Genomic DNA, 26975 nt, shown 5'->3' with positions numbered 1-26975 from the left:
CAAGCTAGGGTTTAGCCATGAGCGTCGCGATCCGAGTCATCCCATGCCTCGACGTCAAGGACGGCCGGGTGGTCAAGGGCGTGAACTTCACCCACCTGCGCGATGCCGGCGACCCGGTCGAGCTGGCCGCGGCATATGGGGTGCAGGGCGCCGACGAACTCACTTTCCTCGACATCTCGGCCAGCACCGAGGGACGCGAGACCACCCGCGACATGGTGACCCGCTGCGCGGAGACCGTCTTCATCCCACTGACGGTTGGTGGGGGAGTGCGCCAGCCTGACGACGTCGACGCGCTCCTGCGCTGCGGCGCTGACAAGGTCGGGATCAATACCGGCGCGATCGCCAGGCCTGAATCGATCAACGAGATCACCACGCGCTTCGGCAACCAGGTGCTCGTCCTCAGCCTCGATGCCCGCCGTGAGGTCGGTATGCCGTCCGGCTACGGCGTCACCACGCACGGGGGCACCCGATCGGCGGGAATGGATGCCCTGGAGTGGGTGCGCGAAGCCGTCGAACGGGGCTGCGGTGAGGTCCTCCTGAATTCCATGGACGCCGACGGCACCGAGGACGGATTCGACCTCCAAATGACCGAAGCGGTGCGCAATGTGATTGACGTTCCGCTGATCGCCTCGGGTGGGGCGGGTCGGGCCGAACACTTCGTGGAAGCGGTACGTGCTGGCGCCGATGCCGTGCTCGCCGCCAGCGTCTTCCACTATGGGCAGCTCACGGTGAACCAGGTGAAGCAGGCACTGGACCAGGCCGGTTTCCCGGTTCGGCTCTGATCCCGACGTGGCGCTGTCTGGCCGGTCATCGGCTGCGCCCGCCGGCGCGCCGGCGTCCAGGAGGTGGCTGCGCGGCCTGCGGGCCGTCGTCTGGTGGGGCGCGGCGGCCGGCCCGGCCCTTGCGGTCTCGCTGCTCCTGACGGGTCTCCACGCCGGCCCCGCCCGGGGGACGTGGGCCCCGGTGATGCCGTATGCGCGGGCCATCTGGTTCGGCGAGCACCGCCTGGTGGCACTCGATTCGGTCTACCGGATCACCGAGGCCGGCGCACCGGGGACCTTCCCCCTGTCCGTGACCGGATTGGTGCTCGGTGCCCCGATCACCGTGGGCAGCTGGTTCTTCTGGCAGCTGGCGTTCCTCGCAGCGGGCGCGATGGCCCTGTGCTGGATCGTCCGTCGCTGTTGGCCGCGGGCCGGGGGTCCGGCCGTCGCAGCCGGCGCGGCAGCCCTGGCGCTCGGGTGTGCTCCGGTGCGATCCGGCATGCAGCTGGGCACGATCGACCTGGTCCTGCTGGCGCTGATGGTGGCTGGACTGTGGCCGCGCCGCCCGTCCACCCCGGTCCCCGGCCTGGCGTTGGGGTTGGCAGCGGCCGTCGGCATCGGTCCGATCACGGCGGCGCTTGCGGCCGTCGCGGGAGGACCCGGGACATCATCGGCACCCATGCGGCGCCGGGGGCTGATCACGCTGGCCGTGGTCGTGTTGCTCAGTGGCTGTGCCTTCCTGGTCGCCCCATGGAACGGGACCGACTTCTGGGTGATGCTGTTCGGTGGCCGATTGGGTGGCTGGCCGGTGATCGATCCCAGTCTGGGAGCCCGCGCAGGTGGGGCCGGCTGGGTGATCGGGGCTGCCCTGCTCCTGCTGGCGTTGGGCGTGGCTGCGTGGGCCTGGCGACACGAGAGGTTTTCGCTGGGAGTGGTTGCGGTCTGCCTCGCCCTGAGTATCGGGATGCCGGGCCATTGGGCCCTGGCGGGACTACCGGCCCTGCTGGCGGGGCTCGTCGCCCTGTCGTCCCCACGCCTGCCGTGGCGCGTCGCGACCCTCGCATGGGCGGCCTGGACATGCCTGCTGCCCATTGACCTGGTGCAGGGCAAGCTTGCGTGGATCACCACGATGTGGGGTTGGGGCAGCGCCGTGGGGGCGGGCATCCTGGTGCTCCTCATGACGATCGAATGCGGCGGGATGCTTCGAATGGCGAGACCACGCGTCTCATGATGTGAGACTATGGGCCCTCTTGTCAGAACGGGCCGCGAGGTACTGCCATAGTTCATTACGTGCTCGCAGGACGAATTCTTGTACTTGCCTAGCGCTTCGTTGAAGTAGGACGGAGCGCTCCCTCGTATGCCGTAAGGCAGCGAGGGTTTTTCTTTGGCAGCGACGTTGGTCGCACCAACGAAGCGGGGAAGTGGAAGGTCCTGTGAACCGGCCATGGCGGAACCAGCGCACTCGCTGGTTCCGGGCAAGGGGAGCCGGATCGGAAGATGCTTCCGATTCCATACGAAGGAGGATGCCCATGGCGGACCAGGAGCGAACCTCGCAACAGGGTTCAGGCATGATGACTGGTGCCCAGATTCTGCTCGAGTCGCTGCAGAAGGTGGGTGTTGACACGGTATTCGGGCTTCCCGGAGGAGCCGTGCTGCCGCTCTATGATCCGCTCTTCGATTCCCCCATTCGCCATGTCCTAGTACGTCACGAGCAGGCCGGCGGCCACGCCGCCGAGGGCTATGCGCTGGCCACCGGAAAGGTGGGCGTGTGCATCGCCACCTCGGGACCGGGCGCGACCAACCTGGTGACCCCCATCGGGGATGCCTACTTGGACTCCGTGCCGATGGTGGCTATCACCGGCCAGGTCAATTCTGCCTTCATCGGCACTGATGCCTTCCAGGAAGCTGACATCCGCGGCATCACGACGCCGATCACCAAGCACAACTTCCTCATCACCAAGGCGGCCGACATTCCCGCGGCGATCAAGACCGCCTTCCACATCGCGTCCACCGGACGGCCGGGTCCGGTCCTGGTGGACGTCTCGAAGGACGCCATGACGGCATTGGCGAAGTTCGTGTGGCCCGACAAGATTGTGCTGCCCGGATACAAGCCCACGACCAACCCCCATGCCCGCCAGCTGGCCCAGGCCGCCAAGGTGATCGCGAAGGCCGAACGCCCCCTGTTGTTGGTCGGCGGTGGGGTGGTGCGCGCCCGGGCCGCCCACGAGTTGGCCGAGTTCGTGAAGGTCACGGGGATCCCGGTGACCACAACCCTTCCGGCGCGGGGGGTCTTCCCGGAGGAGAGCGACCTCAACCTGGGCATGCCCGGCATGCATGGCACAGTCGCCGCCGTGGGAGCCATCCAACGTGCCGATGTGCTCATCGCGATCGGTACGCGGTTCGATGATCGGGTCACCGGCCTGGTCTCGAGCTTCGCGCCCCATGCCACCGTGATCCATGCCGACATCGATCCGGCGGAGATCGGGAAGAACGTTCCGGCGGCCGTGCCGATCGTGGGTGACGCACGCAAGGTGCTCGCGGAGCTCACCTCGCACCTGAAGGAGACCAAGCAGGTCGATCGCTCAACCTGGACCGACTATGTGACCGGGCTGGAACACCGCTACCCGGTGGGGTGGGAGGAGCCGACCACGGGCAAGCTCAGTCCCCAGCACGTGATCAAGCGGATCGGCGAGCACTTCGGGGATGACACCATCTTCGTGACCGGCGTTGGCCAACACCAGATGTGGGCGGCACATTTCCTGCCGTTCGAGAAGCCCGGCAAGTGGCTCTCCTCCGGAGGCGCCGGGACGATGGGTTACTGCGTTCCCGCAGCCATGGGGGCCAAGGTCGGTCGTCCCGACAAGGTCGTGGTCGGTATCGACGGCGATGGGAGCTTCCAGATGACCAACCAGGAGCTCACCACTTGTGCGGTGAACCACATCCCGATCAAGATCGCAATCATCAACAACAACACCCTTGGCATGGTGCGCCAGTGGCAGTCCTTGTTCTACGAGCACCGCTACTCGAATACCGACCTCCACTCCGATCAATTGCCGAACTTCCCCATGCTGGCCGAGGCCATGGGCGCCGTGGGCCTGCGTGCCACGACACCCGACGAGGTCACCGAGGTGCTCAAGAAGGCCTCCGAGGTCAACGATCGCCCGGTGGTGATGGAGTTCGTGTGTGAGAAGGACGCGATGGTGTGGCCGATGGTCGCCGCCGGCGTCAGCAACGACGAGATCAAGATTGCCCGGGACATGGCTCCCGAATGGGACGAGGAGGAGCTGTGAGCAGACACACACTGAGCGTGCTGGTGAGCAACCATTCCGGGGTGCTGGCCAGGGTGGCCGGCCTGATTTCGCGTCGTGGATTCAATATCGAGTCACTCGCCGTGGGAACCACCGAGCATCCCGACGTGTCCAGGATGACCATCGTCATGGACATGGCCGATGAGCGGGTGGCCGAGCAGGTGGTCAAGCAGCTCAACAAGCTCATCGAGGTCTACAAGATCGTGGAACTCGGCGATGATGCCGTCAACCATGAGATGTTGATGGTGAAGGTGCGCTGCACCGATCACAACCGCCCCGCCATCATCGATCTCGCTAATTTGTTCCGTGCCCACGTCGTTGATGTGAGTCCGGAGTCGGTGACCGTGGAGGTTACCGGGGGGCAGTCGAAGATCGCTGCCCTCACCACGATGCTCACCCCCTACGGGATCATCGAGCTGGTGCAATCCGGCCAGGTGGCCTTGGACCGTGGTTCCAAGAGCATCAATGAGAAGAAGCGTCCGGCGCTGGCCAAGCATTCATCCTGAGTGCAAGCAGTCCCGGTCAAAACAAACAAAATCAGGAGTTAGTAATGGCAGAAATGTTCCACGAGGAAGACGCTGACCTGGCGCCCATCCAGTCGAAGACGGTTGCCGTCATCGGCTACGGCTCCCAGGGACACGCCCATGCGTTGAACCTGCGCGACAGCGGCGTGAACGTCGTTGTCGGCCTTCGCGAGGGTTCCGCGTCAATTGCCAAGGCCGAGGAAGCCGGTCTCACCGTCAAGTCCGTTGCGGACGCGGTGAAGGAGGGTGACCTGGTCACCATTCTTGCTCCCGATCAGGTGCAGGCAGCCCTGTACAACGAGGTCATCGAGCCGAATCTGAAGCCGGGTGCGGCGCTGCTGTTCGCCCACGGATTCAACATCCACTTCGATTACATCAAGCCCGCGGCCGGTCATGACGTCATCATGGTTGCGCCCAAGGGCCCGGGGCACGTCGTGCGTCGTGAGTTCGAGGCCGGCCGTGGCGTGCCGGTGCTGGTGTGCGTCGAGCAGGACGCCTCCGGCGAGGCATGGCCGCTGGTGCTGTCGTACGCGAAGGCCCTGGGTGGCCTGCGCGCCGGCGCCATCAAGACCAGCTTCCGTGAGGAGACCGAGACTGACCTGTTCGGCGAGCAGGACGTCCTGTGTGGCGGCCTGTCGCGGCTGATCACCACTGGCTTTGAGGTGCTGACCGAGGCTGGCTACCAGCCCGAGATGGCCTACTTCGAGGTCTGTCACGAGATGAAGATGATTGTCGACCTGATTTACGAAGGCGGCATCTCCAAGCAGCGTTGGTCGATTTCCGACACCGCCGAGTACGGCGACTATGTGTCGGGTCCGCGCGTGATCGACGAGCACGTCAAGCAGAACATGAAGGCCGTGCTCTCCGATATCCAGGACGGCACCTTCGCCCGCCGCTTCATGGAGGACCAGGCTGCTGGTGCTCCCGAGTTCAAGAAGTTGCGCGCCGAGGGTGAGAAGCACCCGATCGAGGCCACCGGCCGCAAGATCCGTGCGCTGTTCTCCTGGGGCGACGAGGTCAAGGACGCCGATTACCACGAGGGTTCCGTTGCTCGTTGAGTGATTGATTGGACGAAGGCCGGGGGCCGGTTCCGCTTTGCGGGGTCGGTCCCCGGCCTTCGTTGTGGGTTCGGGTGGGGGTTGTGGGGGGATTTCCCGAACGCTGGTGTGGGGTTCTCGTCCCGGGTGGTCCCGGTGGTGCGCGGTGGGGGTGTGGGTTAGCTGTTGGGGACGAGGAGGGAGTGGAGTTCGATGACGTCGAGGGTGGGTGCGGTGGCGGGGCGGGTGATGGTTTCGGTGCCGGTGTGTCCTTGGGCGGTCCAGGTGATGGTCCAGGTGCGGGTGGCGGTGATGGTGTAGTGGCCGGGGTGTTGGTAGCTGGTGCCGCAGACTGGTGAGGGTTGGTTGCCGTTGGTGGTGGTGGGTCGTGGGCGTCCGGTGGTGCAGCGGATGGGGGTGGTGTGGCCGCCGGGGTTGATGGTGCCCGGGTTGATGGTGACGGCGCCGGGGGTTGCGGTCAGGGTGATGGTGATGTCTGTGTTGGTGGTGGTGGTGTGTTGGGGGCCGGGGTTGTCGAGGGTGAACCACAGTTGTTGTCCCACCGCGGCGGCGTGCCATTGGTTGGTGGTGGGGTCGGGGTCGAGTTTGATGGTGGTGTGGGGCAGGGTCATGGTGGCGATCGCGTGGTGTGCGGTGGTGGCGATCGTGGTGGTGTTGGGTGTGGTGCAGTCGATGCCTTGGCGGGTGGCGGCTTGTTTTTTGGTTTCGGGGGTGAACAGGGCTCCGGTGTTGGCGGCGGGTTTCATGATGGTGCTGCAGGGGGACAGGGCCCAGCGGGTCCATGCGGTGGAGTCGAATTCTGTTGCGGTGGTGCCTGCGGTGTTGGTGGTTCCGGTGGTGCCACCAGCCCACGCCTCAACAGTCACCACACCATCAGAGGTGGAAAGGCCCACTTCTTGCTTGTCGCGACTGACGCGCCCGGGAGTCAGGGAATCGGCTGTGGCCGTCATTGGCATCAGGCAGCATGCCGCGACAAGCAGAGCGACGCGTGTGAGGAACTTCATGCGGCCAGCGGACATGACTCGACCCTTCCCGAAGCGGTTTCGAAGATCTTCAGTTTCCCGTCCTTGTCGTGATCAAGGAAGAAGATCTCATGCACGATGTTGTTGCTGTCTTCGATCGGATTTCCTTGCGCATCCAATCGGGGGCTCGTCCGGGCATCAATGCACTGTTCAGTGACGATTTCGGCGCGGCTGTGGGCCTCGGTCAGAGTGGATACGGCAGGCCCGTCATAGACTTTGGGGCCGATCAGGATGGCCTTGGTGTTGGGCGCCGTTCGTTCGCCGTCACGGTGGATTGCCTGAGTCAGTCTCTCGACGTAACCGCGAGCGTTGCCCATCACGTACTGGTCCATTTCGGCGGGCAATTCTTCGGCCCCGCCTTGAAGACCCAGAGATTCGTCAAGGTCGAAGAATCCCTCTGTCGTGGCCTTGGCCTCCTCGAACAGGGCGTCCCGTGCGGCACTCACCGAGTTGTGGAACGAGGCGGAGGCCTTCTCCGAGGCCGAGGGGCCACTACAGGCCACCATCGACGACATCATCACAGCTGCCAGGGCAATGGGGCTCATCCCAATCGGGGGTGTAGGAGTTGGGGTCTGAAGCCGCCGGTCTCGAGCAGGCTTCGGGCGATGTAGTTGGTCAGGTTGCGGAACCCGAGTGCGGAGCCGCGCAGGTGTTCGAGCCGTCCGTTGAGCGCCTCGGTCGGCCCGTTGCTGGTGCCGGGTCGTTCGAAGTAGGCGAGCACGTCAGCGGCTCGCTTCTTCAGGGTCCGGCCCAGGGTGGTGAGCTCGGTGAGCACCTTGGGGACGCCGGCGCTGAGGTCGGTGATCAGCTTCTCCATGAGCTCGCGGCCACGTTGCCGGTCCTCGTGGCGATAGGCGGCGATCATGCGCTGGTAGACACCCCAGGTCGCCTCGACCTCGACGTGAGCGTCATCAACGAACAGCGCGCGTAGCCTGTCGCTCTGCTTGTCGGTGAGCAGGTCCGCGCCGGTGTGCAGCGTGCGCCGCGACTTGTAGAGCGGGTCGTCCCTGAACCCACGGTGCCCGTGGATCGCGAGTTGGACCCGGCGCCGGCACCTGTCGAGGGCGTCACCGGCCAGGCGCACGACGTGGAAGGGATCCATCACCGTGACCGCGTCCGGGATCTCCTCTGCAGCGGCGGTCTTGAACCCGGTGAAGCCGTCCATCGCGACCACCTCGACCGCGTCACGGAAGGCGTCGTCGCGGTCGGCGAGCCAGGTCTTGAACGCCGCCTTCGACCGGCCCTCGACCATGTCCAGCAGCCTTGCTGGGCCGGCGCCATCGCGGACCGGGGTGAGGTCGATGATCACGGTGACGTACTTGTCGCCACGCCTGGTGTGGCGCCAGACGTGCTCATCGACGCCAATGACCTTCACGCCCTCAAACCGCGTGGGGTCGTTGATCAGCAGCCGCTTGCCTTCAGCCAGGACCGCGTTGTTGGCGGTGTCCCACGCGACCCCGAGTCCCTCGGCGACACGGGCGACGGTGAGGTGTGCGACCACGATCCCTTCCAGCGCCCACCGCAGCCCGGTGCGCGAGAGCTTCGCGCGTGGCTCCGCCGCGGCGCTGGTGTCTTGGCGCCACACGTGTCCGCAGTCGGCACAGCGGTAGCGGCGCACTACAACTTCCAGCACGGTCGGTCGCCAGCCCAGCGGCTCGTGGGCCAACCGCCGGATCACGGTGTCACGAGCAGCGCCTTCGCTGCCGCACCGTCGGCACCACTGATCTGGTTCCACCACGCGGCACGCGAGGACCGCACGATCCGGTTCAAGTCGTTGTCCGGTCACGCTCAGACCGAGGCCGTCGAGTCGAGCGAAGGCGGTCAGGTCAGGGCGGCCGAAGCCGGCCGGCGGGGTAGCGTCGGACACGTCGAGGTCTTTCGGATGGATGGCGTAGGAACCTCCATCGTCGGGAGACCTCGACGTCTATCTGCGGACCGACGCGCCCGGCCGACCTACACCCTCATCTGAGAAGACCCGGATTGGCGACCACGTGGGCCAGGGTCACCTGCTTGCCCGGGACGAACTCCTGGATGATGCGTTGCTTGTCCGACATTCAATGACCTTCCTGGGTGCATGACCTGAGGGCCGGGTGCCCGGCGACGCAGCCACCAGGTCTAAGGGCCATTCTCGTGCCTGATCGGTGCCCGGAGGCGTCGCGGGCCGCCATCGGCACGGAAAAGCTCCCTGCCATCGCCACAGGTGCACTTTCTTGTCGGGACTTGCACTTTCGTGTTGTCGGAGGCTCGCGCAGGTGCGCGGAAATTGGACAGTCGATGTGCGATTTTCACCCTATCCACGCATCTAGTCTCGGGGTATTGCCCGGCAGGGTCGCCGGACCTGTGAATGGCGATCCGACCAAATCCAATGAAGGAGTTCGGAATGCAAGATGCCCTGGGGATGGTGGAGACAAAGGGTTTTGTCCCGGCCGTCGAAGCTGCTGATGCAATGGTCAAGTCGGCCAATGTGACGCTTATCGGAAGCCAGCGCGTGGGTTCCGGCCTGGTGACCGTGCTGGTGCGCGGTGACGTCGGCGCGGTCAAGGCCGCCACCGATGCCGGTGCCGTGGCCGCCCAGAACGTTGGCGAACTCGTGTCCGTCCACGTGATCCCGCGCCCGCACGCCGACGTGGAGAAGATCCTCCCGTCGTTCGCGGACCAGAAGTGAGGTTGTGATCAACCATGGCGAATGAGCAACTGGTCGACCAGATCATGTCGGCCGTGATGGCGAAGATCGGCAATGAGCCCGCCTCTGCCGCACCGCGTGCAGCCGCCCCGAGCGTGCCGGCATCCATCGGACGCCCCGAGGCCACGGAGTTCGTCGGTACCTCGGCGCTCGGCGATACCATCGGCCTGGTCATCCCGAACGTGGATCCGCAGATCCACGCCCTGATGAAGATCGATCCCAAGTACCGCTCGATCGGCATCATCGGTGACCGCACCGGCGCCGGCCCGCACATCTTCGCGGCCGACGAGGGCGTGAAGGCCACCAATACCGAGGTCGTGTCCATCGAGCTGGCCCGCGACACCAAGGGAGGGGCCGGCCACGGCTCCCTCATCATCCTGGGTGCCGAGGACGTCTCGGACGCGCGTCGCGCCGTCGAGGTCACCCTCGGTGAGCTGGACCGCACCTTCGGTGACGTCTACGGCAACGATGCCGGTCACCTGGAGTTCCAGTACACCGCGCGCGCCAGCCATGCACTCAACAAGGCCTTCGGCGCACCCGTCGGCAAGGCCTTCGGAATCACCGTCGGTGCACCCGCCGCCATTGGCGTGGTCCTGGCTGACACGGCCGTCAAGGCATCGACCATCGACGTGATCGGCTACTCCAGCCCCGCCCACGGCACCAGCTACTCCAATGAGGTCATCTCGTGTTTCACCGGTGACTCCGGAGCAGTCCGCCAGGCCATCATCGCCGCTCGCGCGACCGGCCTGGAACTCCTCGGCGCCATGGGCGACGTTCCCACGTCAACCACCACGCCCTACATCTGAGACGAGGCAGCTTCGTGAAAAGCAAGCGTTTCGAGGCACTGGACGCCCGCCCTGTCAACCAGGACGGCTACGTCACGGAATGGCCCGAGGTGGGCCTGATCGCCATGAACGGGCCCAACGACCCGACCCCCTCGATCCGGATCGAGGACGGGGTGGTCGTCGAGCTCGACGGCAAGCAGCGCGCCGACTTCGACATGATCGACACCTTCATCGCCGACTACGGAATCCGGCTCGACAAGGCCGAGGAGGTCTGCAAGACCGACTCGCGTGAGCTGGCCCGGCAGATGATGGACTTCCACGTTCCGCGTGCGGAAGTGGTGCAGCTCACCACGGCCATGACTCCGGCCAAGATCACCGAGGTGGTCGGCACCATGTCGGTGCTGGAGATGATGATGGCCGTCACCAAGATGCGTGCCCGGCTGTTCCCGGCCAATCAGGCGCACGTCACCAACCTGAAGGACAACCCGGTCCAGATCGCCGCCGACGCGGCCGAGGGCGCCCTGCGCGGCTTCGCCGAGGAGGAGACCACCGTCGGTATCGTGCGCTATGCACCCTTCAATGCCATCGCCAACATGGTGGGCTCGCAGGTGGGTCGTCCCGGCATCCTCACCCAGTGTTCGGTGGAGGAGGCCACCGAGCTGGCCCTGGGCATGCGCGGCTTCACCGCCTATGCCGAGACCGTCTCGGTCTACGGCACCGAGCAGGTGTTCATGGACGGCGACGACACGCCGTGGTCCAAGTCCTTCCTGGCCTCCTGCTACGCGTCGCGCGGCCTGAAGATGCGCTTCACCTCGGGCACCGGCTCCGAGGTGCAGATGGGCGCAGCCGAGGGCAAGTCGATGCTCTACCTGGAGGCCCGCTGCCTCTACATCACCAAGGGCGCCGGCTCGCAGGGCATCCAGAATGGTTCGGTGTCGTGCATCGGCGTTCCGGCCGCAGTGCCCAGCGGCATCCGCGCGGTGCTGGCCGAGAACCTCATTGCCATGAGCCTCGACCTGGAATGCGCCTCGTCGAACGACCAGACGTTCACCCACTCCGATCTGCGCCGCGTTGCGCGCTCGCTGATGCAGTTCGTGCCCGGCACCGACTTCATCTGCTCGGGCTACTCGGCCACCCCGAACTACGACAACATGTTCGCCGGATCGAACTGGGACGCCGACGACTACGACGACTGGCTGATCATCCAGCGCGACCTCAAGATCGACGGCGGGCTCCAGCCCGTGGTCGAGGAGGACGTGGTGCGGGTGCGCAACAAGGCGGCCCGGGTGATCCAGGCCATCTTCCGCGAACTCGGACTCACTGAGGTGACCGATGAAGAGGTGGAGGCCGCCACCTATGCGCGCGGTTCCAAGGACATGCCGGCACGCAATGTGGTCGAGGACCTGAAGGCCGCCGAGGACCTCATGAAGCGCGGGATCACCGGTGTGGACATCGTCCTCGCCCTGGATCGCGCCGGGTTCGAGGATGTCGCTAATTCCGTCTACAACATGCTCAAGCAGCGCGTTGCCGGCGACTACCTGCACACCTCGGCAATCCTCAACGAGGACTTCCAAGTGATCAGCGCGGTGAACTACCCGAACGATTACCGCGGGCCCGGCACCGGCTACCAGATGACTGATGAGCGATGGGACAAGTTGAAGACCATTCGCCAGGCGATCAGTCCCGAGAGCATCTGAGGTGATGACGATGGACGAGAAGACACTGCGCACCATCATTGAAGAAGTGGTCAAGGAATTCGCCGCCGCCGGAGACGCACAGGGCACCGGTGCGGGAAGCGCCACCGCGATGGCCACCGCGCCGTCGCTGACCGAGGCATCCGGTGACCAGCTCGAGATCACCGAGGAGGGCCCCGCCCCGCGGGGTACCAATCCCCGGGAGGTGGTGATCGCCCTGGCCCCGGCCTTCGGCGGACGCATCACCAAGACGATCATCGGTATCCCGCACGCCGAGGTGCTGCGCGAAATCTGCGCCGGCATCGAGGAGGAGGGCCTGACCTACCGGTTCATCCGGGTGTTCCGTACCGCCGATGTGGGCTTCATCGCCCACGACGCCGCGGTGCTGTCGGGCTCGGGCGTGGGCATCGGCATCCAGTCGCGCGGCACCACGGTGATCCACCAGAAGGACCTGCCGCCGCTGTCGAACCTGGAGCTGTTCAGCCAGTCCCCGTTGATCGATCTGGCCACCTTCCGGGCGATCGGCAAGAATGCCGCCCGCTACGCGAAGGGTGAGTCGCCCGACCCCGTGCCGGTGGTCAATGACCAGATGGCACGTCCGAAGTACCAGGCAATCGCCGCCCTGTTGCACATCAAGGAAACCCAGATGTGCGATCTGAACAAGAAGACCCAGGCACTTCGGGTCGAGTACCGGTAGGAGAGGCAATGGATTCCGAAGAACTGATTCGTCAGATCATGGGCGAGGTCATGGCAAACCTCAACCAGGACAATGTCGCATTCGACAAGTTGCCCGCTGCTGCCCCCAGCACCACTGGTGCCGCACATCGGGTGGACAAGTCCTCGTATCCGCTGGGCGAGAAGGTTCCCGAGCAGATCAAGTCGGCATCGGGTCGGGCCCTGTCTGACTTCACCTTCGACAAGGTGAAGAGCGGCGAGTTGACCGCCAAGGACTTCCGGATTGCCCCGGAGACCCTTGAGATGCAGGCACAGGTGGCCGAATCGGCCGACCGTGACGCGCTGGCCCGCAACCTGCGTCGCGCCGCAGAGCTCATCCAGGTGCCCGACGAGGAGGTGCTGGACGTCTACAACGCCCTGCGCCCCTACCGTTCGACGAAGGCCGAGCTGTATGCGATCGCCGACGGCCTCGAGACGAAGTACGGCTGCACCATCAATGCCGCCTTCATTCGTGAGGCTGCCGATGTCTACGAGAAGCGGGGCCGCCTCAAGGCGGACGCGTAGGCACTGACGTCGGAAATCTGGAGGTCTGGGTAAACATGACGCTCATCGCCGGTGTCGATATCGGCAATGCGACCACGGAGGTGGCACTCGCGGACGTCGCCGCGGGTGCCCCGCCGCGGTTCCTTGCGTCGGCCATCGTGTCGACCACCGGCATCAAGGGCACCCAACAGAACACCCAGGGGGTGTTCCAGGCGATCACCCAGGCACTCCAGACCGCCGGCCGTGAACTGGAGCAACTCGACCTCATCCGGATCAACGAGGCGGCGCCGGTGATCGGCGATGTGGCCATGGAGACCATCTCCGAGACGATCATCACTGAGTCGACCATGATCGGCCACAACCCCTCGACCCCCGGGGGACTGGGCGTCGGGGTCGGCACGACCATCCGTCTCGACGACCTCGGGCAGGCCAGCGCCGGTGAGCCCTACATCGTCGTGGCCGACCACACCCATGGCTTCCTCGACGTGGCCGCCCGGATCAATGAGGCGGCCGCCCGGGTGAACATCACCGGTGCCATCCTGCAATTGGACGACGGCGTGCTGGTCGACAACCGGCTGACCGCCAAGATCCCGATCGTCGATGAGGTCAAACTGATCGACAAGGTACCGATCGGCATGCCGGCGGCGATCGAGGTGGCCGAAGTCGGCCGGATCGTCGAGACGCTCTCCAATCCCTACGGCATCGCCACCATGTTCGGCCTGAGCCCCGACGAGACGGCCAGCGTCGTCCCCATGGCCAGGTCATTGGTGGGCAACCGCTCCGCCGTCGTGATCAAGACCCCCGCCGGAGATGTCACCGAACGCCACATTCCTGCCGGCAGCCTGCGCTTCCTGGGCGATCGCACCGCCGAGGTGGACGTCGATCGCGGGGCGCAGGAGATCATGCACGCGGCCGAGTCCGTGGGCACCATCCGCGACATCAAGGGCGAGCCCGGCACCAACATCGGCGGGATGATGGAGAAGGTGCGGGTCACCATGGGCCGGCTCACCGACCGCGACCCGGCCGGCATCGAGGTCACCGACCTGTTGGCCGTGGATACCAACGTCCCCCAGAAGGTCACCGGCGGGGTGGCCGGTGAGTTCTCGCTGGAGGCAGCCGTCGGCATCGCCGTGATGGTCAAGGCAGACCGCCTCCAGATGCAGCGCATCGCCGAGGAGATGACCGAACAATTCGCCGTACGGGTGGAGGTCGGCGGCGTGGAGGCCGACATGGCCATCCGTGGGGCACTCACCACACCGGGCACCTCCGTGCCGATCGCCATCCTCGACATGGGCGCCGGATCAACCGACGCCTCCGTCCTGCGCGAGGGCCAGCCGGCCAGGTCAGTGCACCTGGCCGGGGCCGGGAACATGGTCACGCTGCTCATCAAGATGGAGCTGGGACTCGACAGCGAGGAGGACGCGGAGAACATCAAGCGCTATCCGCTCGCCCGCGTCGAGACGCTGTTCAGCATCCGCCACGAGGACGGCACCGTGCAGTTCTTCGACGAGCCGCTGGCCCCCGAGCTGTTCGCGCGCACCGTGGTGCTCCATCCCGACGGGATGATCCCCCTGCCCCTGCGCCATCCCCTCGAGGTGATCCGCCAGGTGCGTATCCACGCCAAGCAGCGGGTCTTCGTGACCAATGCCATGCGGGCCCTCGCCGCGGTGAGCCCCACCAACAATGTCCGCGACATCGCCCATGTCGTGCTCGTGGGTGGCTCGGCGCTCGATTTCGAGATCCCACAATTCGTGACCCATGCGTTGGCTGAGTTCCGCGTGGTCGCCGGGCGCGCCAACACCCGGGGCACCGAGGGGCCGCGCAATGCGGTGGCCACCGGACTCGTGCTCGTCTGGGAGGCAGGCCGATGAACACCGACAAGCCGACGATCAACATGCGCGTCAGCGATCAGATCACGGCTGATCAGATCGCCGATATCTGCTTCGGCATGGAGGAGGAGGGGGTGCCGAGCACTGTCACCTGGCAGGCAAGCATCAATCCCCTTGAGCTGGCGCACGAGGCGAGCGTGGAATCCCGTCTCGGCGTGGGCATCGGGGTCGCCCTCAGCTATGCCGTGATCACCACGGAGAAGCTGCCCGCCGAGCGTCCCTACATCGCCGTCAACCTGAGCCGGGACGCCGCGCGCAACCGGGCCATCGGAGCCAACGCGGCCCGACTGGTCAAGCGCATACCGCTACTACCGATGAACTAGGACACGAGGAGACGAGATGCAGCTCACCCAAGCTCTGGGCACCATTGAGGTGCTGGGACTGCCTGCCGCGATCACCGCGGCGGACGTCGCCTGCAAGGCGGCCGATGTGCGCCTGGTCGGCTACGAGACGACCGACGGCATGGGCATGGTGACGGTGAAGATCACCGGCCAGGTCTCGGCCGTGCAGTCGGCCATCGCGGCCGCCAGGGCGGCTGCGAGCCAGATCACCTCCGTGTTCGCCGAGTCGGTGATCCCGCGACCCAATGACCAGATCGATCCGGTGGTGCTCACCCCGGTGACGGTCGGCCTGGGCGCCTCACCGGCTGCCCGGCCCGGTGGGGGCACCTCGCCGGAGGCCGCGACCCCCGAGCAGATGGCGGCCGCCGAGCGGGCCCTGGATCCGGCGGACCCGCCGCGCGACGCAGAGCCCGCGGCACCGACCACTGATCCGGCACCGGCCCCCGATCCGGCACCAGCGGGGCCTGTGGCCGATGACCCGGCCGCCACGGCACCGGCCGTGCCGTCGCAGCCCAAGATCTCGCCCTCGCAGGAGCGTCCTGACAAGGGCACAGCGGGACCGTCCCGCAACCGCAGGAAGGCACCGCAAGCCGGACGTGAAGCCGGCAAGAAGTGATGTCCGATACGCAGGCAAGCGAAATGGCAAGGGAAGGAAACACCATGAGGGAAGCACTGGGTCTGATTGAGACCAAGGGATACGTCGGGTCCGTCGAGGCGGCCGATGCGATGGTCAAGGCCGCGAATGTGGTGGTCGTCGGCTACCAGAAGGTCGGCGCCGGCCTGGTCACCGTGATGGTTCGCGGCGACGTGGGCGCGGTCAAGGCCGCCGTCGATGCCGGAGCTGCCGCCGCCGCGGCAGTCGGCGAAGAGGTGCTCAGCCGCCACGTCATCCCGCGTCCCGCGGCCGACGTCGAGAAGCTCCTGCCCAAGCAGGCATGACGATGAGTGCAGGGTCCACGTGGCTTCCGGCCGACGCCCAGCTGCCGGGTCGCCTTCGGGCTGCCCGCCGTGTGGGGGCCGGAAGCCCACGGACCCTGCACCACGATGGCCAACGGCACGACGATGGGCAACGCGAGGACAGGCGAATGGCGATGACTGGAATGGTGGTGACGACGCACGTGGAGCTCCCCGAGCAGGCGATCATGCGTTTCGCTGAGCAGGTCCGCACCGGCGCGATCGACGAACCGACCGGCCAGATGCGGTTGGGATTCGATCTCGGCACGGCGAACATCGTCGTGGCAGTGGTCGACGCGGCCAACCACCCGATTGCGGGGGGCTGGGTGCACTCCACCGTCGTGCGCGACGGGGTGGTGGTCGATTGGGCAGGCGCGACCAGCGCCGTGCGCGCGCTGCGCGCCGACGTCGAGCAACGCCTGGGCCACGAGTTCACCAAGGCCTCGATCTCGATTCCCCCCGGCATCAGCGACGGTGACATCCAGGTGTTCGCCAATGTCATCGGCGCGGCCGGCCTCGACCTTGATGAGGTGGTCGACGAGCCGGTGGCTGCCGCACGCGCCATGGGCATCACCGACGGCGCGGTCATCGACGTCGGTGCCGGCACCACCGGGGTGTCGATCCTGGAGGACGGCAAGGTGGTGTTGTCGGTTGACGAGGCCACCGGTGGCCATCACATGACCCTGGTGCTGGCCGGTTCGAACAACATCGACTACGACCAGGCCGAGGCCATGAAGAAGGATCCGCAGTACCGCGAACAGGTGCTGGGAACCATCCGCCCCACCCTCGACAAGATGGCGACCATCGCCGCGCAGGCCCTCGGCTCGCGGGACGTGCCGGCCGTCTACCTGGTGGGTGGCTCGAGTTCGTTCGAGAGCGCACCGGCCATCTTCGAGGCCAGGCTGCACCGACCCGTGGTGCGTCCGGCCCAACCCCTGTTCATCACCCCGCTCGGCATCCCGATGCCCGCCCAGGAGGAATCCCGATGAATCCGGATCAACTCAGGGCGATCATCCGGCAGACGCTCGTGGAACTGCTCGCCCCCGCCCCCCGTCGCGCGCTGGTGGTCTTCACCGGCGGCCTGCTCGGCTTTGACGAATGCCTCGGGGGCCTGCGCGCACTGGCCGATGAGGGCGTCGCCCTCGACGTGGTGCAAACCCCCAGCGCCCGCCGGATCCTCGACCAGCACAAGATCGGGGCCCTGGGCCTCCCACAGGTCGACGACCACCTGGTGGCCAACCACCAGATGCTCATCGCGCCGACCCTGACGGCCAACGTCGCCGCCAAGGTGTCCCACGGGATCGCGGACTGCCTGGCCAGCAACCTGTTCAGTGAGTTCATCATGAGCAACCGCCTGGTCGTCGCCTCAAGCACCGCGGTCAGCCCCGACGAGGCGCCCAAGCGTTCGATCTATCCCGAGATGCCCTCCGGTTACGCGGAGCTGTTGCGCGCCAACCTGACCGCCCTGACCTCCTTCGGGGTGAGGCTGGCCCGAAGCCAGGCGCTCGCACGCACGGCGCTGGCGGCCTTCGACCGTCGCGACGCGGCACACAAGGACGCGCTGATCGCCCAGGGAATCCCGGCACAGGCCCTTGCCGCATGCGCCGCCCCCGCGATCCCGGCACCGGCTCCCCGGCCGCACGGTGGCGGCGTCTCCCACCGGGGGACGCGCGTGACCGATACCCGGCGTGAGCCGGCGCCGCGCGGACCGGTCACGGGCGCGCCCAGCACCCTGAAGCTGATCAGCCAGGGCGTGGTGCAGAAGTTGGACCCGGGTTCATGCCTGGCCATCCGGCCCGACACGAAGGTGACGGCCGCCGCCCGGGACATGGCGGCCTCCCGAAATATCCAGATCACGGTGGTGGTGTGACATGTTCTTGGCAAAGGTACGCGGCACGGTGGTCTCCACCAGCAAGGACGAACGGCTGGTCGGCTTCAAGCTGATGCTCATCGAGCAGATCGGGCTCCAGCAGGAGCCGGTCGGACGTCCGGAGATCGCGGTGGACACCGTGGGAGCTGGCACGGGCTCGATCGTGATCGTCACGAAGGGCAGCTCGGCGCGATTCGCCGCCGATCGCAAGGACGCACCGATCGATTCGACCATCGTCGGAATCGTCGACACCGTCGAGATCGGACCGGCGTGACGATGGCAGCGATCTATACCCGCACCGGGGACAAGGGAACCACCGGCTTGTTCGGCGGCACCAGGGTGCCCAAGCAGGACCCGACCGTTGAGGCCTACGGAACCCTGGACGAGGCCAACGCCACCATCGGCGAGGCGAAGGCGCGCGTCGAGGACCCCGACATGCGCGCCGCCCTCCAGCACATCCAACAGCGCCTGTTCGTCGCCGCCGCCGAGTTGGCCAGCGACGAGGCCGGGCGCGCCGTGATCGCCAATACGATCAGCCCCGACGACGTCGCAGACCTGGAACGACTCATCGATGATTCGATGGCCGAGACCGGACCACAGCGCAACTTCGTGGTTCCCGGTCGCGACCTGGTCTCCGCAGCGCTCCACCGCGCGCGCACCGTCACCCGACGTGCCGAGCGACGCATGTTGACCGCCGCCGAGTCGCGTCCGGTGCGCCCCGAGCTGATCCGCTATGTGAATCGGCTGTCGGATGCCCTGTACTCGTTGGCACGCGTGGCCGAGCACCGCTTCGACGTGGCACGGCTCGAGGGCCTGGTGAGGTCCGTCGTCGAGAAGCACCTGGCGGCGCAGTCGCCCCAGCCCCGTGTCGCGTGGAGCCCCGCCAGCGGCTTCGTGCCGGCCGATGTCTCGACCACGGCCGACCCCGCCACCCGGTTCGGGCTCGCCCGCTACGACCTGGACGTGCTCCAGGCGATGGCGGCGGCAGCCCAGTCCCGGGGTGCCGAGCTGGGCGTACCCATTGTTTTTGCCGGTGTCGATGCCGGCGGCCATCTGATGCTCCTGCACCGGATGGAGGATTCCCTGCTCGGCAGCCTTGACCTGGCGTCGAACAAGGCATTCACGGCAGCGGCCTTCAAACAGCCGACCGCCGATCTCAGCGAAGCGTCCCTGCCGGGTGCGGAGCTCCACGGAATCCAGAACTCCAACGACGGACGCGTGGTCGTCTTCGGGGGAGGCCTGCCGGTCTTTGTCGACGGCGTGCTGTGCGGGGGCATTGGTGTCTCCGGCGGCACGGTCGACCAGGACGTCACCATTGCCAGTTTTGCTATGTCGCGAGCCAAGGAAGCGAGTCGGTCATGACCATCAGCCCAGAACTAATCCAGCAGGTCGTTCGTGAAACGGTGCGTGAGGTCATCTCACGCCAGGATTCCGGCACCGATGCCCCCAGCGGCACCGACGGCATCTTCACCGACATGAACAGTGCGGTGGACGCCGCCGATGTGGCGTGGCGCCAGTACATGGACTGCTCGTTGCGCGACCGCAACCGGTTCATCCAGGCGATCCGCGACGTGGCCAGCGAGCCCGACAACCTGGAGTACATGGCCACCGCCACCGTCGAGGAGACGGGGATGGGCAATGTGCCCCACAAGATCCTCAAGAATCGCTACGCCGCCCTGTACACACCGGGCACCGAGGACATCATCACCGAGGCCTGGTCGGGTGACGACGGCCTGACCACCGTCGAGTTCTCGCCCTTCGGCGTGATCGGGGCGATCACCCCCACGACGAATCCCACCGAGACGGTGATCAACAACACGATCGGCATGCTCGCGGCCGGCAACGCGGTGGTCTTCAGCCCCCATCCGCGTGCCAAGAAGATCACCCTGTGGCTGGTGCGCAAGATCAACCGCGCGCTCGCCGCTGCGGGTGCGCCCGCCAACCTGGTGGTGACGGTCGAGGAGCCCTCCATCGACAACACCAACGCCATGATGTCGCACGAGAAGGTGCGCATGCTCGTGGCAACCGGCGGCCCGGGCATCGTCAAGGCCGTGCTGTCCAGCGGCAAGAAGGCCATCGGTGCCGGTGCCGGCAACCCGCCGGCCGTGGTGGATGACACCGCCGACATCGCCAAGGCGGCCCGGGACATCGTGGACGGGGCCAGCTTCGACAACAACCTCCCGTGCACCGCCGAGAAGGAGGTGCTGGCGGTTGATTCCATTGCCGACCTGCTCAAGTTCGAGATGCTCAAGCACGGCTGCTTCGAGTTGAAGGATCGCGCCGTGATGGACAAGCTGGCCGCCCTGGTGACCAAGGGCCAGCATGCCAACGCCGCCTATGTGGGCAAGCCGGCCGCCCAGCTCGCCTCCGAGGTGGGCCTGAGCGCACCCAAGGACACGCGCCTGCTGATCTGCGAGGTGCCCTTCGACCATCCGTTCGTGCAGGTGGAGCTGATGATGCCGATCCTGCCGATCGTGCGGATGCCCGATGTCGACACCGCCATCGACAAGGCGGTGGAGGTGGAGCACGGCAACCGTCACACGGCCGTGATGCACTCGTCGAATGTCAACGCGCTGACCAAGATGGGCAAGCTCATCCAGACCACGATCTTCGTGAAGAACGGTCCCTCGTACAACGGCATCGGCATCGACGGTGAGGGCTTTCCCACCTTCACCATCGCCGGCCCGACCGGTGAGGGCCTGACCTCGGCCCGCTGCTTCGCCCGCAAGCGTCGTTGCGTGTTGAAGAGCGGTCTCAACATTCGCTGATCACGCCCCACCAGCCGTCCCGTGCCTCGTCGGGATGGACGTGAGCCCCGGCCGGTCCCACCCGCCGGGGCTCGCTGGCGTGTGCACGTCGAAGGCGCCGCACGGTGGTGCTGGCCCAGCGGGACAGGGGCCCGGCTGCAAAGGTCCGCTGCAAGGGAATCCGGCGCCGGGGAGGCCGGGCGACGGGTCCCAGCAGTGGAGGAGTCCGGGGGCTCAGCCCCGTGGTCGCGACGACCAGGCCGGACGCCCGCTCCACTCGGCCACGACCGCGCGGGGCGTGCCGTCGTCGGCCCACAACTGGGCCGCAGTGGCCGGAAGATCGGCCAGGCCATGGCCGGGGGCGGTGTGGTACCAGTCGAGGACCCGCCGCACCGTGGCGCGACGCAGTGGGGCACCGTCCGGGTCGGTGAACACCAGTCCCCGGGGTCCCGGCGTGGAAGCGAGCCTGCGCAACGCCTGGCGGATGCGCAACGACACCGGCACCCGCCGGTGCAGGGCCGGTGCCAGCGGGCGTCGGACCCGGCCCGGGCAGTGCGCGCGCACGATGATCTGATGGGCATGGGGCACCAGGTCGTCAACGGTCAGTGCCCGGGCCTCGTCCCACCTCAGTGCGGTGTGTGCCAGCACCAACACCGTGTCGGCGAGTCGTGGATCCAGCGCGGACCACTGCACCCAGGCGACCTCGAGTTCTGCCCGGGTGAAGGGCCGTGGGGTGCGTTCCAGCGGGGTCGGTGTGCCGGCCCGGTCGGTCAGGATGGTGACAGGGGACCCCGCCACCCGCACGGAGCGCGGCAGGAGCCGCGGGGCGGGTGCAAAGGTGCGCGGCACCGATGGGCCGGGCGCCAGGGGGATGAGCGATCCCGGGGATGCTCCGTGTGACGTGGACATGGCACGTCGTCCTCTCTCGCTGCGAGCAGGGACGACGGATGTCCGCCTCCACTGCGACCGCGGCAGCGGGTTGTGGCCAGACCATCTCGCGAAGTATCCCGGCTCATCAGGCCAGATGGCCCGGCTCACGGTTGCGCGTCAGCGCCGGCATCTCACCGGCTTCCCTTCGGCGATGGAAGTTTGTGCCCCCAACACTACCGGGATACCCGGGCCATGGGGCACCCGGGTACCGCGAAGGCGCGGGGGCAGAGATCAGTGGCCCTCGCCGATCTCGGCGGCGCACTGGGGGCACAGCCCGTAGACCTCCACCTGGTGCTCGGCGTGGATGAAGCCGTTCTCGGCGGCAACCCGGGACGCCCACTGCTCCGCGGGTCCGGCGTCGATCTCGACGGTGCGCCCACAGCGGTAGCAGATGAGGTGGTGGTGGTGGGTCGGCGAGCAGTGCCGGAAGGCCAGCTCGCCGCCGGGAGTGCGCCAGGTGTCGACCTCGCCGTGCTCCGCCAACGATTGGAGCACCCGATAGACCGTGGCCAGGCTGGCGCTGTCTCCAGCGGCGCGCAGATCGGCATGGAGCTGTTGCGCGGTGCGGAAGCGGGATTGGTTCTCCAGCATCCGGCTGATCAGCTGACGCTGCTTGGTCTGGCGGGGTCGGGGGCGGGGGGCCTCCTCGCGTCCCATGGTGGAACGTGGGGCGGCGGGGGTGGTTTCCTGCTCGGGACCCGGGTCCCGTTCAGTGTTCATCGAAATGATCTCCATGTGGGGCATGGCGATGGTTCCCGTGCAGATAGTCCACATGGTCGCCATGCTGGATTCGGGGGTGGTTGCCGTCCTCGCCCACCAGTTCGGACGGGTCGACCGGACGGTGTGCGGCGACTTCGGCGGCGTTGTCGCGGGCCGTCTCGGGATCGGGGATGCGCTGGGAACGGGCCAGGCGGCGCCTGTTCAGCAGCGATCCCACCGGCCAGCTCAGGGCGAAGACCGCGATGGCACTGACCACGATGGTGGCGCCCGAGGCGGTGTTCCAGTAGTAGGAGCCGGTGACGCCGATGAAGCTCACCACCACACCGATGCCGATCGCGGTGAACATCGAGCGGTAGAAGCCGGTCACCAGGTTGTTGGCGGCGGCCACCGGTACGACCATCAGCGCGCTGACGAGCAGCAGGCCCACGGTGCGCATCGACACGGCCACCGTCACCGAGGCCATCACCACGATGCAGATCTCCAGGGCCCGAACCGGCAGGCCCTGGCTGCGTGCGAACTCCTCGTCGGCGCACACCGCGAACAGCTGCGGTGACAGCCCCAACGAGAGGATGATCACGATGGCGGCCATCACGGCCACCAGCGCCACATCGGACATGCTCACCGTGGTCAGCGACCCGAACAGGTACTGCGACAACACCCCGGTGCCCTGACCGGAGATTCCCGCAAGCAGGACGCCGGTGGCCAGTCCGCCATAGAACAGGATGGCCAGCCCCACATCCGCGGGGGCCCGTCCGCTCTGGCGCAGCAACTCGATGGACACCGCGCCCACCACGCAGATCACGATGGCCACCGGTGTCGGTGCCCAGCCGGTCAACAGCGCCAGGCCGACGCCGGCGATGGCCACGTGACCCAGCCCGTCGCCCAGCAGGCTCAACTTGCGCTGCACGATGTAGGTGCCCACTGCGGGCGACATGAATCCGGACAGCAACGCGGCGATCAACGCCCGCTGCATGAAGGCAAGTGCGAAGACGCTCACCTCAGGCCTCCTTGGTCAGGTGCGGACGACGCATCTCGGGGCCGCTGATGACGGCCTGGTCGGCGCCGATCGGCGCGGGATGGTGGTGGCCCGAATCAATGGCGGGACCCGCCATCAGCGGCCCGTCGTAGATCTTGTGGCCCAGTTGGATCATGATGCTGCGATCGATGAGCCGCTCCATCGGGCCCAGCTCATGGAGGATCACCAACATCGACAGTCCGTCAGACTTCAGGCGTTCGAACAGCCGGGCCAGGGATTCCTGGGTGGGGATGTCGAGCGCGGCCAGCGGCTCGTCCAGGATGAGCAGCTCGGCCTCGCTGGCCAGCGCCCGGGCGATGAGTGCGCGCTGCTGTTGTCCGCCGGACAGCACCGACAGGGGATCACCGGCACGATGGCTCAACTCGACGCGTCGCAGGGCCGTGTCGACCGCATCGCGGTCCTGCTTGTGCATGCGCGAGAAGAAGTGGCGATTGGCCAGCCGCCCGGTGGCGACCACCTCGCGCACCGTGGCATTGGCCACCTGGGAATGCCCCCGCTGGGGCACATAGCCAAGTCGGTTCCAGTCCTTGAATTGCGACAGGGGAGTGCCGAACAGTTCGGCGGTGCCCCCGGAAATGGGAATGAGCCCCAGCAGGGCGCGTACCAGGGTGGTCTTGCCGGAGCCGTTGGCCCCGAGCAGGGCGACGGTTTCGTTGCGATGAACTTCGGCGTCGATATCGAAGAGGATCTGGTGGCCCTCGAGGGTCACCGACAGGTCCTCACACGAGATCACGGGTTGGTTGTCGGGCATATGTGTGCGTTCTCGATTCGGGTAGTGGACAGCGCAGTGAGCCCGCCTGCGGGAGGAGTGCAGGCGAGCTCACCAGCTCATGGGGATGATGGGGTCACGAACAGCCGTTGGCGGTCTTCAGGGCCGTCAGGTTCGAGTCCATCACCTGCAGGTAATCGCTGCCACGGGACTTGTCGGTGATGCCCTCCAGCGGATCGAGCACATCGGTCTTCAGGTGCAGGTCACCGGCAATCGACTCGGCCACCTTCGGTGAGATCAGCGTCTCGTAGAAGATCGTGGTCACATTGTTCTGCTTGGCCAGGTCCTGCACCTTGGCGATGCGGGTCGGCGAGGGCTCCTCGTCGGGCGAGAGCCCGGAGATACCGATCTGGTTGAGGCCGTAGCGTCGCGCCATGTAGCCGAAGGCGGCATGGGTGGTGATGAAGGTCTTCTGGGTGCAGGTGCTCAACGAGGTCTTGTAGCTGTTGTCCACGCCCTGGAGGTCGGCCACCAGCTTGGCGGCGTTCGCCTCGTAATCGCCTTTGTGGGACGGGTCAATGGTGCTGAGCTGGTCACGCACCGCGTTGGTGATGGTCTCGACGTTGGTGGGGTCGAGCCATTCGTGCGGATCCTTGGTGTACTGGTCATCGTCGCCATCGCCGAGGTCGACGGTGCCCTGGGGCGCCTGCAGGCTCACGATGCTGGCCACGTCCACGGCATGCTTCGGCGTGCTCTGCTTGATCGCCTGGTCAACTGCCGACTGGAATCCCGTCTGGTAGACCACCAGGTCGGCCGCCCCGATGGACGCGGTCTGCTTCGGGGTGAGCTCCAGGTCATGGGGCTCGGCGCCCGGGGCCGTCAGCGAGCTGACATTGGCATGGTCCCCGGCAACCCGCTGGCTGACGAATTCGAAGGGATAGAAGGCAGTGACGACATTGAGCTTGCCGGCCGACGCGCTACTGGATGACGAAGGCGTTGAACAGGCGGCAAGTGGGACGATGAGTGCTCCGAGAACAAGCCCGACGGCCCATCTCGAGAGCCGTGTACGCGGCGTGAAGTTCATGAGAATGATTCTAGATAAGAGTCGTTCCCATGTGCAAATCGTTCTCAACTAGGAGTCCGGTCCGGCGGGGGCCGGACGATGGCCCGTCCGCGCCCCTGAGAGCGGGAGCCGATTATGGCGCACTCGGGCATGATTGGGGAAGCGGCCGCGGAATCCCGGCGGCCGTCCATCCGATGCCAGCCAGGTATCGGGACGTGACCGGGGCCCGCCCCGGGCAACCAGAGGAGCAACAGTGGCAGAGAGCAAACTCGACAAGGTCATCAACCTGTGCAAGCGGCGCGGCTTCGTCTTCCCCTGTGGGGAGATCTACGGCGGCACCAAGGCGGCATGGGACTATGGCCCTCTGGGCGTGGAGCTCAAGGAGAACATCAAGAAGCAGTGGTGGCGCTATATGGTCACCAGCCGCGGCGACATCGTCGGGCTGGACTCCTCGGTCATCCTGCCCCGTGAGGTCTGGGTGGCATCCGGACACGTTGCCGTGTTCAACGATCCCCTGGTCGAGTGCCAGAACTGCCACAAGCGCTTCCGTGCCGACCAGTTGCAGGAGGAGTACGCCTTCCGCAAGGGGATTGCCGACGCGGACACCGTGAAGCTGGAGGACATCCCGTGTCCCAATTGCGGGGTGCGCGGCAAGTTCACCGAGCCCCGTGACTTCAACATGATGCTCGAGACCTATCTCGGACCCATCCACGATGAGGCCGGCCTGCACTATCTGCGTCCCGAGACCGCCCAGGGCATCTTCATCAACTTCAAGAATGTGCTCACCTCAACGCGCATGAAGCCCCCGTTCGGCGTCGGCCAGACCGGCAAGAGCTTCCGCAACGAGATCACGCCCGGCAACTTCATCTTCCGCACCCGCGAGTTCGAGCAGATGGAGATGGAGTTCTTCGTCGAACCCGGCACTGATGAGGAATGGCACCAGTACTGGATCGATCACCGCAAGGCCTGGTACGTGGGTCTGGGCATCGAGGAGGACAACCTGCGCCTGTTCGAGCATCCGAAGGAGAAGCTGTCGCACTACTCGAAGCGCACCGTTGACATCGAGTACAAGTTCGGTTTCGCCGGTTCGGACTGGGGCGAGCTGGAGGGCATCGCCAACCGCACCGACTTCGACCTGAAGACCCACACCGAGCACTCCGGCACCGACCTGAGCTACTTCGACCAGGCCCAGAACAAGCACTACATCCCGTATGTGATCGAGCCTGCCGCGGGGCTCACCCGCTCGTTCATGGCCTTCATGGTCGACGCCTACACCGAGGACGAGGCCCCCAACGCCAAGGGTGGCGTCGACAAGCGCACGGTGCTCAAGATCGATCCGCGCCTGGCCCCGGTGAAGGTGGCCGTGCTGCCGCTGTCGCGCAACGAGAAGCTGTCGCCGAAGGCCCGGGGGCTGGCCGACGAGCTGCGCCAGTACTGGAACGTCGATTTCGACGACGCCCAGGCCATCGGCAAGCGCTACCGCCGTCAGGACGAGATCGGCACGCCCTACTGCGTGACGATTGACTTCGACACCCTCGATGACGACGCGGTGACCATCCGCGAGCGTGATTCGATGGCCCAGGAGCGCGTCCCGTTGAGCGGTGTCAGCGAGTACCTGTCCAGCCGCCTGCTCGGCTGCTGATCGACGCACTACGCACGATTG

Annotated in this window: 28 protein-coding genes and 1 riboswitch; of the genes, 20 read left to right on the top strand and 8 right to left on the bottom strand. The window is 66.4% G+C overall.

Annotation, left to right across the window (positions count from 1 at the left end; genetic code table 11):
• Positions 1-17: 17 nt before the first annotated feature.
• The 5 genes from hisF (at position 18) to ilvC (ending at position 5651) form a co-directional block, all read left to right on the top strand.
• Entirely contained in the window at positions 18-782 is a 765-nt protein-coding gene (gene hisF, locus RM25_RS06320; protein WP_013161227.1) for an imidazole glycerol phosphate synthase subunit HisF, read from the top strand.
• 7 nt (positions 783-789) lie between these two features.
• Positions 790-1992: a glycosyltransferase 87 family protein gene (locus tag RM25_RS06315; RefSeq protein ID WP_144406048.1), complete on the top strand. Its 1203-nt coding sequence runs from the start codon at positions 790-792 to the stop codon at positions 1990-1992.
• Between the two features lie 298 nt (positions 1993-2290).
• The gene (locus RM25_RS06310; RefSeq protein ID WP_013161225.1) at positions 2291-4051 is read left to right on the top strand and encodes an acetolactate synthase large subunit; all 1761 of its coding nucleotides are present in this window, start codon (positions 2291-2293) and stop codon (positions 4049-4051) included.
• A complete protein-coding gene (gene ilvN / locus RM25_RS06305; RefSeq protein ID WP_036940889.1) occupies positions 4048-4575 on the top strand; it encodes an acetolactate synthase small subunit in 528 nt (175 codons plus the stop codon). Before RM25_RS06310 ends, ilvN begins: the two co-directional genes overlap by 4 nt.
• A gap of 44 nt (positions 4576-4619) precedes the next feature.
• Positions 4620-5651, top strand: a complete 1032-nt coding sequence (gene ilvC, locus RM25_RS06300; protein ID WP_013161223.1) for a ketol-acid reductoisomerase — start codon at positions 4620-4622, stop codon at positions 5649-5651.
• 158 nt (positions 5652-5809) lie between these two features.
• Here ilvC and RM25_RS06295 read toward each other — a convergent pair whose 3' ends face one another.
• The 3 genes from RM25_RS06295 to RM25_RS06285 form a co-directional block, all read right to left on the bottom strand.
• Positions 5810-6517 carry a hypothetical protein gene (locus RM25_RS06295; RefSeq protein ID WP_257009010.1) on the bottom strand — a complete coding sequence of 236 codons (708 nt, stop codon included), beginning with the start codon at positions 6515-6517 and terminating at the stop codon, positions 5810-5812.
• A gap of 134 nt (positions 6518-6651) precedes the next feature.
• A complete protein-coding gene (locus tag RM25_RS06290) occupies positions 6652-7218 on the bottom strand; it encodes a hypothetical protein (protein ID WP_080774496.1) in 567 nt (188 codons plus the stop codon).
• The gene (locus RM25_RS06285) at positions 7215-8540 is read right to left on the bottom strand and encodes an ISL3-like element ISPfr2 family transposase (RefSeq protein ID WP_026138135.1); all 1326 of its coding nucleotides are present in this window, start codon (positions 8538-8540) and stop codon (positions 7215-7217) included. Before RM25_RS06285 ends, RM25_RS06290 begins: the two co-directional genes overlap by 4 nt.
• A gap of 513 nt (positions 8541-9053) precedes the next feature.
• Between RM25_RS06285 and RM25_RS06280 the strand changes: the two genes are divergently transcribed.
• The 14 genes from RM25_RS06280 (at position 9054) to RM25_RS06215 (ending at position 20875) form a co-directional block, all read left to right on the top strand.
• Positions 9054-9338 (top strand): BMC domain-containing protein, encoded by a 285-nt coding sequence (locus RM25_RS06280; RefSeq protein WP_013160808.1) that lies wholly within the window; start codon positions 9054-9056, stop codon positions 9336-9338.
• 14 nt (positions 9339-9352) lie between these two features.
• Complete coding sequence (gene pduB, locus RM25_RS06275) at positions 9353-10162, top strand: propanediol utilization microcompartment protein PduB (RefSeq protein ID WP_013160809.1); 810 nt, start codon at positions 9353-9355, stop codon at positions 10160-10162.
• Between the two features lie 14 nt (positions 10163-10176).
• Positions 10177-11838: a propanediol/glycerol family dehydratase large subunit gene (locus tag RM25_RS06270; RefSeq protein WP_013160810.1), complete on the top strand. Its 1662-nt coding sequence runs from the start codon at positions 10177-10179 to the stop codon at positions 11836-11838.
• Between the two features lie 10 nt (positions 11839-11848).
• Positions 11849-12532 carry a propanediol/glycerol family dehydratase medium subunit gene (locus tag RM25_RS06265; protein WP_269451571.1) on the top strand — a complete coding sequence of 228 codons (684 nt, stop codon included), beginning with the start codon at positions 11849-11851 and terminating at the stop codon, positions 12530-12532.
• Positions 12533-12540: 8 nt separating this feature from the next.
• Positions 12541-13074 carry a diol dehydratase small subunit gene (locus RM25_RS06260; RefSeq protein WP_013160812.1) on the top strand — a complete coding sequence of 178 codons (534 nt, stop codon included), beginning with the start codon at positions 12541-12543 and terminating at the stop codon, positions 13072-13074.
• Between the two features lie 35 nt (positions 13075-13109).
• Positions 13110-14924, top strand: a complete 1815-nt coding sequence (locus tag RM25_RS06255; RefSeq protein ID WP_044636195.1) for a diol dehydratase reactivase subunit alpha — start codon at positions 13110-13112, stop codon at positions 14922-14924.
• The gene (locus RM25_RS06250; protein WP_013160814.1) at positions 14921-15265 is read left to right on the top strand and encodes a glycerol dehydratase reactivase beta/small subunit family protein; all 345 of its coding nucleotides are present in this window, start codon (positions 14921-14923) and stop codon (positions 15263-15265) included. Before RM25_RS06255 ends, RM25_RS06250 begins: the two co-directional genes overlap by 4 nt.
• 16 nt (positions 15266-15281) lie before the next feature.
• Positions 15282-15899 (top strand): BMC domain-containing protein, encoded by a 618-nt coding sequence (locus tag RM25_RS06245; protein ID WP_013160815.1) that lies wholly within the window; start codon positions 15282-15284, stop codon positions 15897-15899.
• 44 nt (positions 15900-15943) lie between these two features.
• Positions 15944-16222, top strand: a complete 279-nt coding sequence (locus RM25_RS06240; RefSeq protein ID WP_044636194.1) for a BMC domain-containing protein — start codon at positions 15944-15946, stop codon at positions 16220-16222.
• A gap of 146 nt (positions 16223-16368) precedes the next feature.
• The gene (gene eutJ / locus RM25_RS06235) at positions 16369-17226 is read left to right on the top strand and encodes an ethanolamine utilization protein EutJ (protein WP_051733969.1); all 858 of its coding nucleotides are present in this window, start codon (positions 16369-16371) and stop codon (positions 17224-17226) included.
• Positions 17223-18107, top strand: coding sequence for an HFCD family protein (locus RM25_RS11885; protein ID WP_052809134.1), 885 nt, complete (start codon positions 17223-17225; stop codon positions 18105-18107). The genes eutJ and RM25_RS11885 overlap by 4 nt, the downstream gene beginning before the upstream one ends.
• Before the next feature lies 1 nt (position 18108).
• A complete protein-coding gene (locus RM25_RS06225; protein ID WP_013160819.1) occupies positions 18109-18381 on the top strand; it encodes a EutN/CcmL family microcompartment protein in 273 nt (90 codons plus the stop codon).
• A gap of 2 nt (positions 18382-18383) precedes the next feature.
• Positions 18384-19469 (top strand): cob(I)yrinic acid a,c-diamide adenosyltransferase, encoded by a 1086-nt coding sequence (locus RM25_RS06220; protein WP_036940760.1) that lies wholly within the window; start codon positions 18384-18386, stop codon positions 19467-19469.
• Positions 19466-20875, top strand: a complete 1410-nt coding sequence (locus RM25_RS06215; protein WP_013160821.1) for an aldehyde dehydrogenase family protein — start codon at positions 19466-19468, stop codon at positions 20873-20875. The genes RM25_RS06220 and RM25_RS06215 overlap by 4 nt, the downstream gene beginning before the upstream one ends.
• A gap of 213 nt (positions 20876-21088) precedes the next feature.
• Here the strand turns inward: RM25_RS06215 and RM25_RS06210 are convergent, their stop codons facing one another.
• The 5 genes from RM25_RS06210 to RM25_RS06190 form a co-directional block, all read right to left on the bottom strand.
• Positions 21089-21763, bottom strand: a complete 675-nt coding sequence (locus RM25_RS06210) for a site-specific integrase (protein WP_013160822.1) — start codon at positions 21761-21763, stop codon at positions 21089-21091.
• Between the two features lie 70 nt (positions 21764-21833).
• A riboswitch (cobalamin riboswitch) is annotated at positions 21834-21981 on the bottom strand.
• 34 nt (positions 21982-22015) lie between these two features.
• The gene (locus RM25_RS06205; RefSeq protein WP_230579871.1) at positions 22016-22504 is read right to left on the bottom strand and encodes a Fur family transcriptional regulator; all 489 of its coding nucleotides are present in this window, start codon (positions 22502-22504) and stop codon (positions 22016-22018) included.
• Entirely contained in the window at positions 22494-23501 is a 1008-nt protein-coding gene (locus RM25_RS06200; protein WP_013160824.1) for a metal ABC transporter permease, read from the bottom strand. Before RM25_RS06200 ends, RM25_RS06205 begins: the two co-directional genes overlap by 11 nt.
• A gap of 1 nt (position 23502) precedes the next feature.
• Positions 23503-24291 (bottom strand): metal ABC transporter ATP-binding protein, encoded by a 789-nt coding sequence (locus RM25_RS06195; RefSeq protein WP_013160825.1) that lies wholly within the window; start codon positions 24289-24291, stop codon positions 23503-23505.
• Positions 24292-24385: 94 nt separating this feature from the next.
• Entirely contained in the window at positions 24386-25333 is a 948-nt protein-coding gene (locus RM25_RS06190; protein WP_013160826.1) for a metal ABC transporter substrate-binding protein, read from the bottom strand.
• 232 nt (positions 25334-25565) lie between these two features.
• Here RM25_RS06190 and RM25_RS06185 point away from each other — a divergent pair, with 232 nt between their 5' ends.
• Positions 25566-26954: a glycine--tRNA ligase gene (locus tag RM25_RS06185; RefSeq protein ID WP_013160827.1), complete on the top strand. Its 1389-nt coding sequence runs from the start codon at positions 25566-25568 to the stop codon at positions 26952-26954.
• Positions 26955-26975 lie beyond the last annotated feature (21 nt).

The organism is Propionibacterium freudenreichii subsp. freudenreichii, from assembly GCF_000940845.1.
Lineage (GTDB): Bacteria > Actinomycetota > Actinomycetes > Propionibacteriales > Propionibacteriaceae > Propionibacterium > Propionibacterium freudenreichii.
Note: the sequence above shows the minus strand (reverse complement) of the source record. Positions and strands in the feature narration are given on the sequence as shown.

Bases quoted from the DNA above. Each gene is read 5' to 3' on its own strand.
- hisF (WP_013161227.1), top strand. From the start codon at position 18: ATGAGCGTCGCGATCCGAGTCATCCCATGCCTCGACGTCAAGGACGGC.
- RM25_RS06310 (WP_013161225.1), top strand. From the start codon at position 2,291: ATGGCGGACCAGGAGCGAACCTCGCAACAGGGTTCAGGCATGATGACT.
- ilvC (WP_013161223.1), top strand. From the start codon at position 4,620: ATGGCAGAAATGTTCCACGAGGAAGACGCTGACCTGGCGCCCATCCAG.
- RM25_RS06290 (WP_080774496.1), bottom strand. From the start codon at position 7,218: ATGAGCCCCATTGCCCTGGCAGCTGTGATGATGTCGTCGATGGTGGCC.
- RM25_RS06280 (WP_013160808.1), top strand. From the start codon at position 9,054: ATGCAAGATGCCCTGGGGATGGTGGAGACAAAGGGTTTTGTCCCGGCC.
- pduB (WP_013160809.1), top strand. From the start codon at position 9,353: ATGGCGAATGAGCAACTGGTCGACCAGATCATGTCGGCCGTGATGGCG.
- RM25_RS06265 (WP_269451571.1), top strand. From the start codon at position 11,849: ATGGACGAGAAGACACTGCGCACCATCATTGAAGAAGTGGTCAAGGAA.
- RM25_RS06260 (WP_013160812.1), top strand. From the start codon at position 12,541: ATGGATTCCGAAGAACTGATTCGTCAGATCATGGGCGAGGTCATGGCA.
- RM25_RS06255 (WP_044636195.1), top strand. From the start codon at position 13,110: ATGACGCTCATCGCCGGTGTCGATATCGGCAATGCGACCACGGAGGTG.
- RM25_RS06250 (WP_013160814.1), top strand. From the start codon at position 14,921: ATGAACACCGACAAGCCGACGATCAACATGCGCGTCAGCGATCAGATC.
- RM25_RS06245 (WP_013160815.1), top strand. From the start codon at position 15,282: ATGCAGCTCACCCAAGCTCTGGGCACCATTGAGGTGCTGGGACTGCCT.
- RM25_RS06240 (WP_044636194.1), top strand. From the start codon at position 15,944: ATGAGGGAAGCACTGGGTCTGATTGAGACCAAGGGATACGTCGGGTCC.
- eutJ (WP_051733969.1), top strand. From the start codon at position 16,369: ATGGCGATGACTGGAATGGTGGTGACGACGCACGTGGAGCTCCCCGAG.
- RM25_RS11885 (WP_052809134.1), top strand. From the start codon at position 17,223: ATGAATCCGGATCAACTCAGGGCGATCATCCGGCAGACGCTCGTGGAA.
- RM25_RS06225 (WP_013160819.1), top strand. From the start codon at position 18,109: ATGTTCTTGGCAAAGGTACGCGGCACGGTGGTCTCCACCAGCAAGGAC.
- RM25_RS06220 (WP_036940760.1), top strand. From the start codon at position 18,384: ATGGCAGCGATCTATACCCGCACCGGGGACAAGGGAACCACCGGCTTG.
- RM25_RS06215 (WP_013160821.1), top strand. From the start codon at position 19,466: ATGACCATCAGCCCAGAACTAATCCAGCAGGTCGTTCGTGAAACGGTG.
- RM25_RS06210 (WP_013160822.1), bottom strand. From the start codon at position 21,763: ATGTCCACGTCACACGGAGCATCCCCGGGATCGCTCATCCCCCTGGCG.
- RM25_RS06205 (WP_230579871.1), bottom strand. From the start codon at position 22,504: ATGAACACTGAACGGGACCCGGGTCCCGAGCAGGAAACCACCCCCGCC.
- RM25_RS06195 (WP_013160825.1), bottom strand. From the start codon at position 24,291: ATGCCCGACAACCAACCCGTGATCTCGTGTGAGGACCTGTCGGTGACC.
- RM25_RS06190 (WP_013160826.1), bottom strand. From the start codon at position 25,333: ATGAACTTCACGCCGCGTACACGGCTCTCGAGATGGGCCGTCGGGCTT.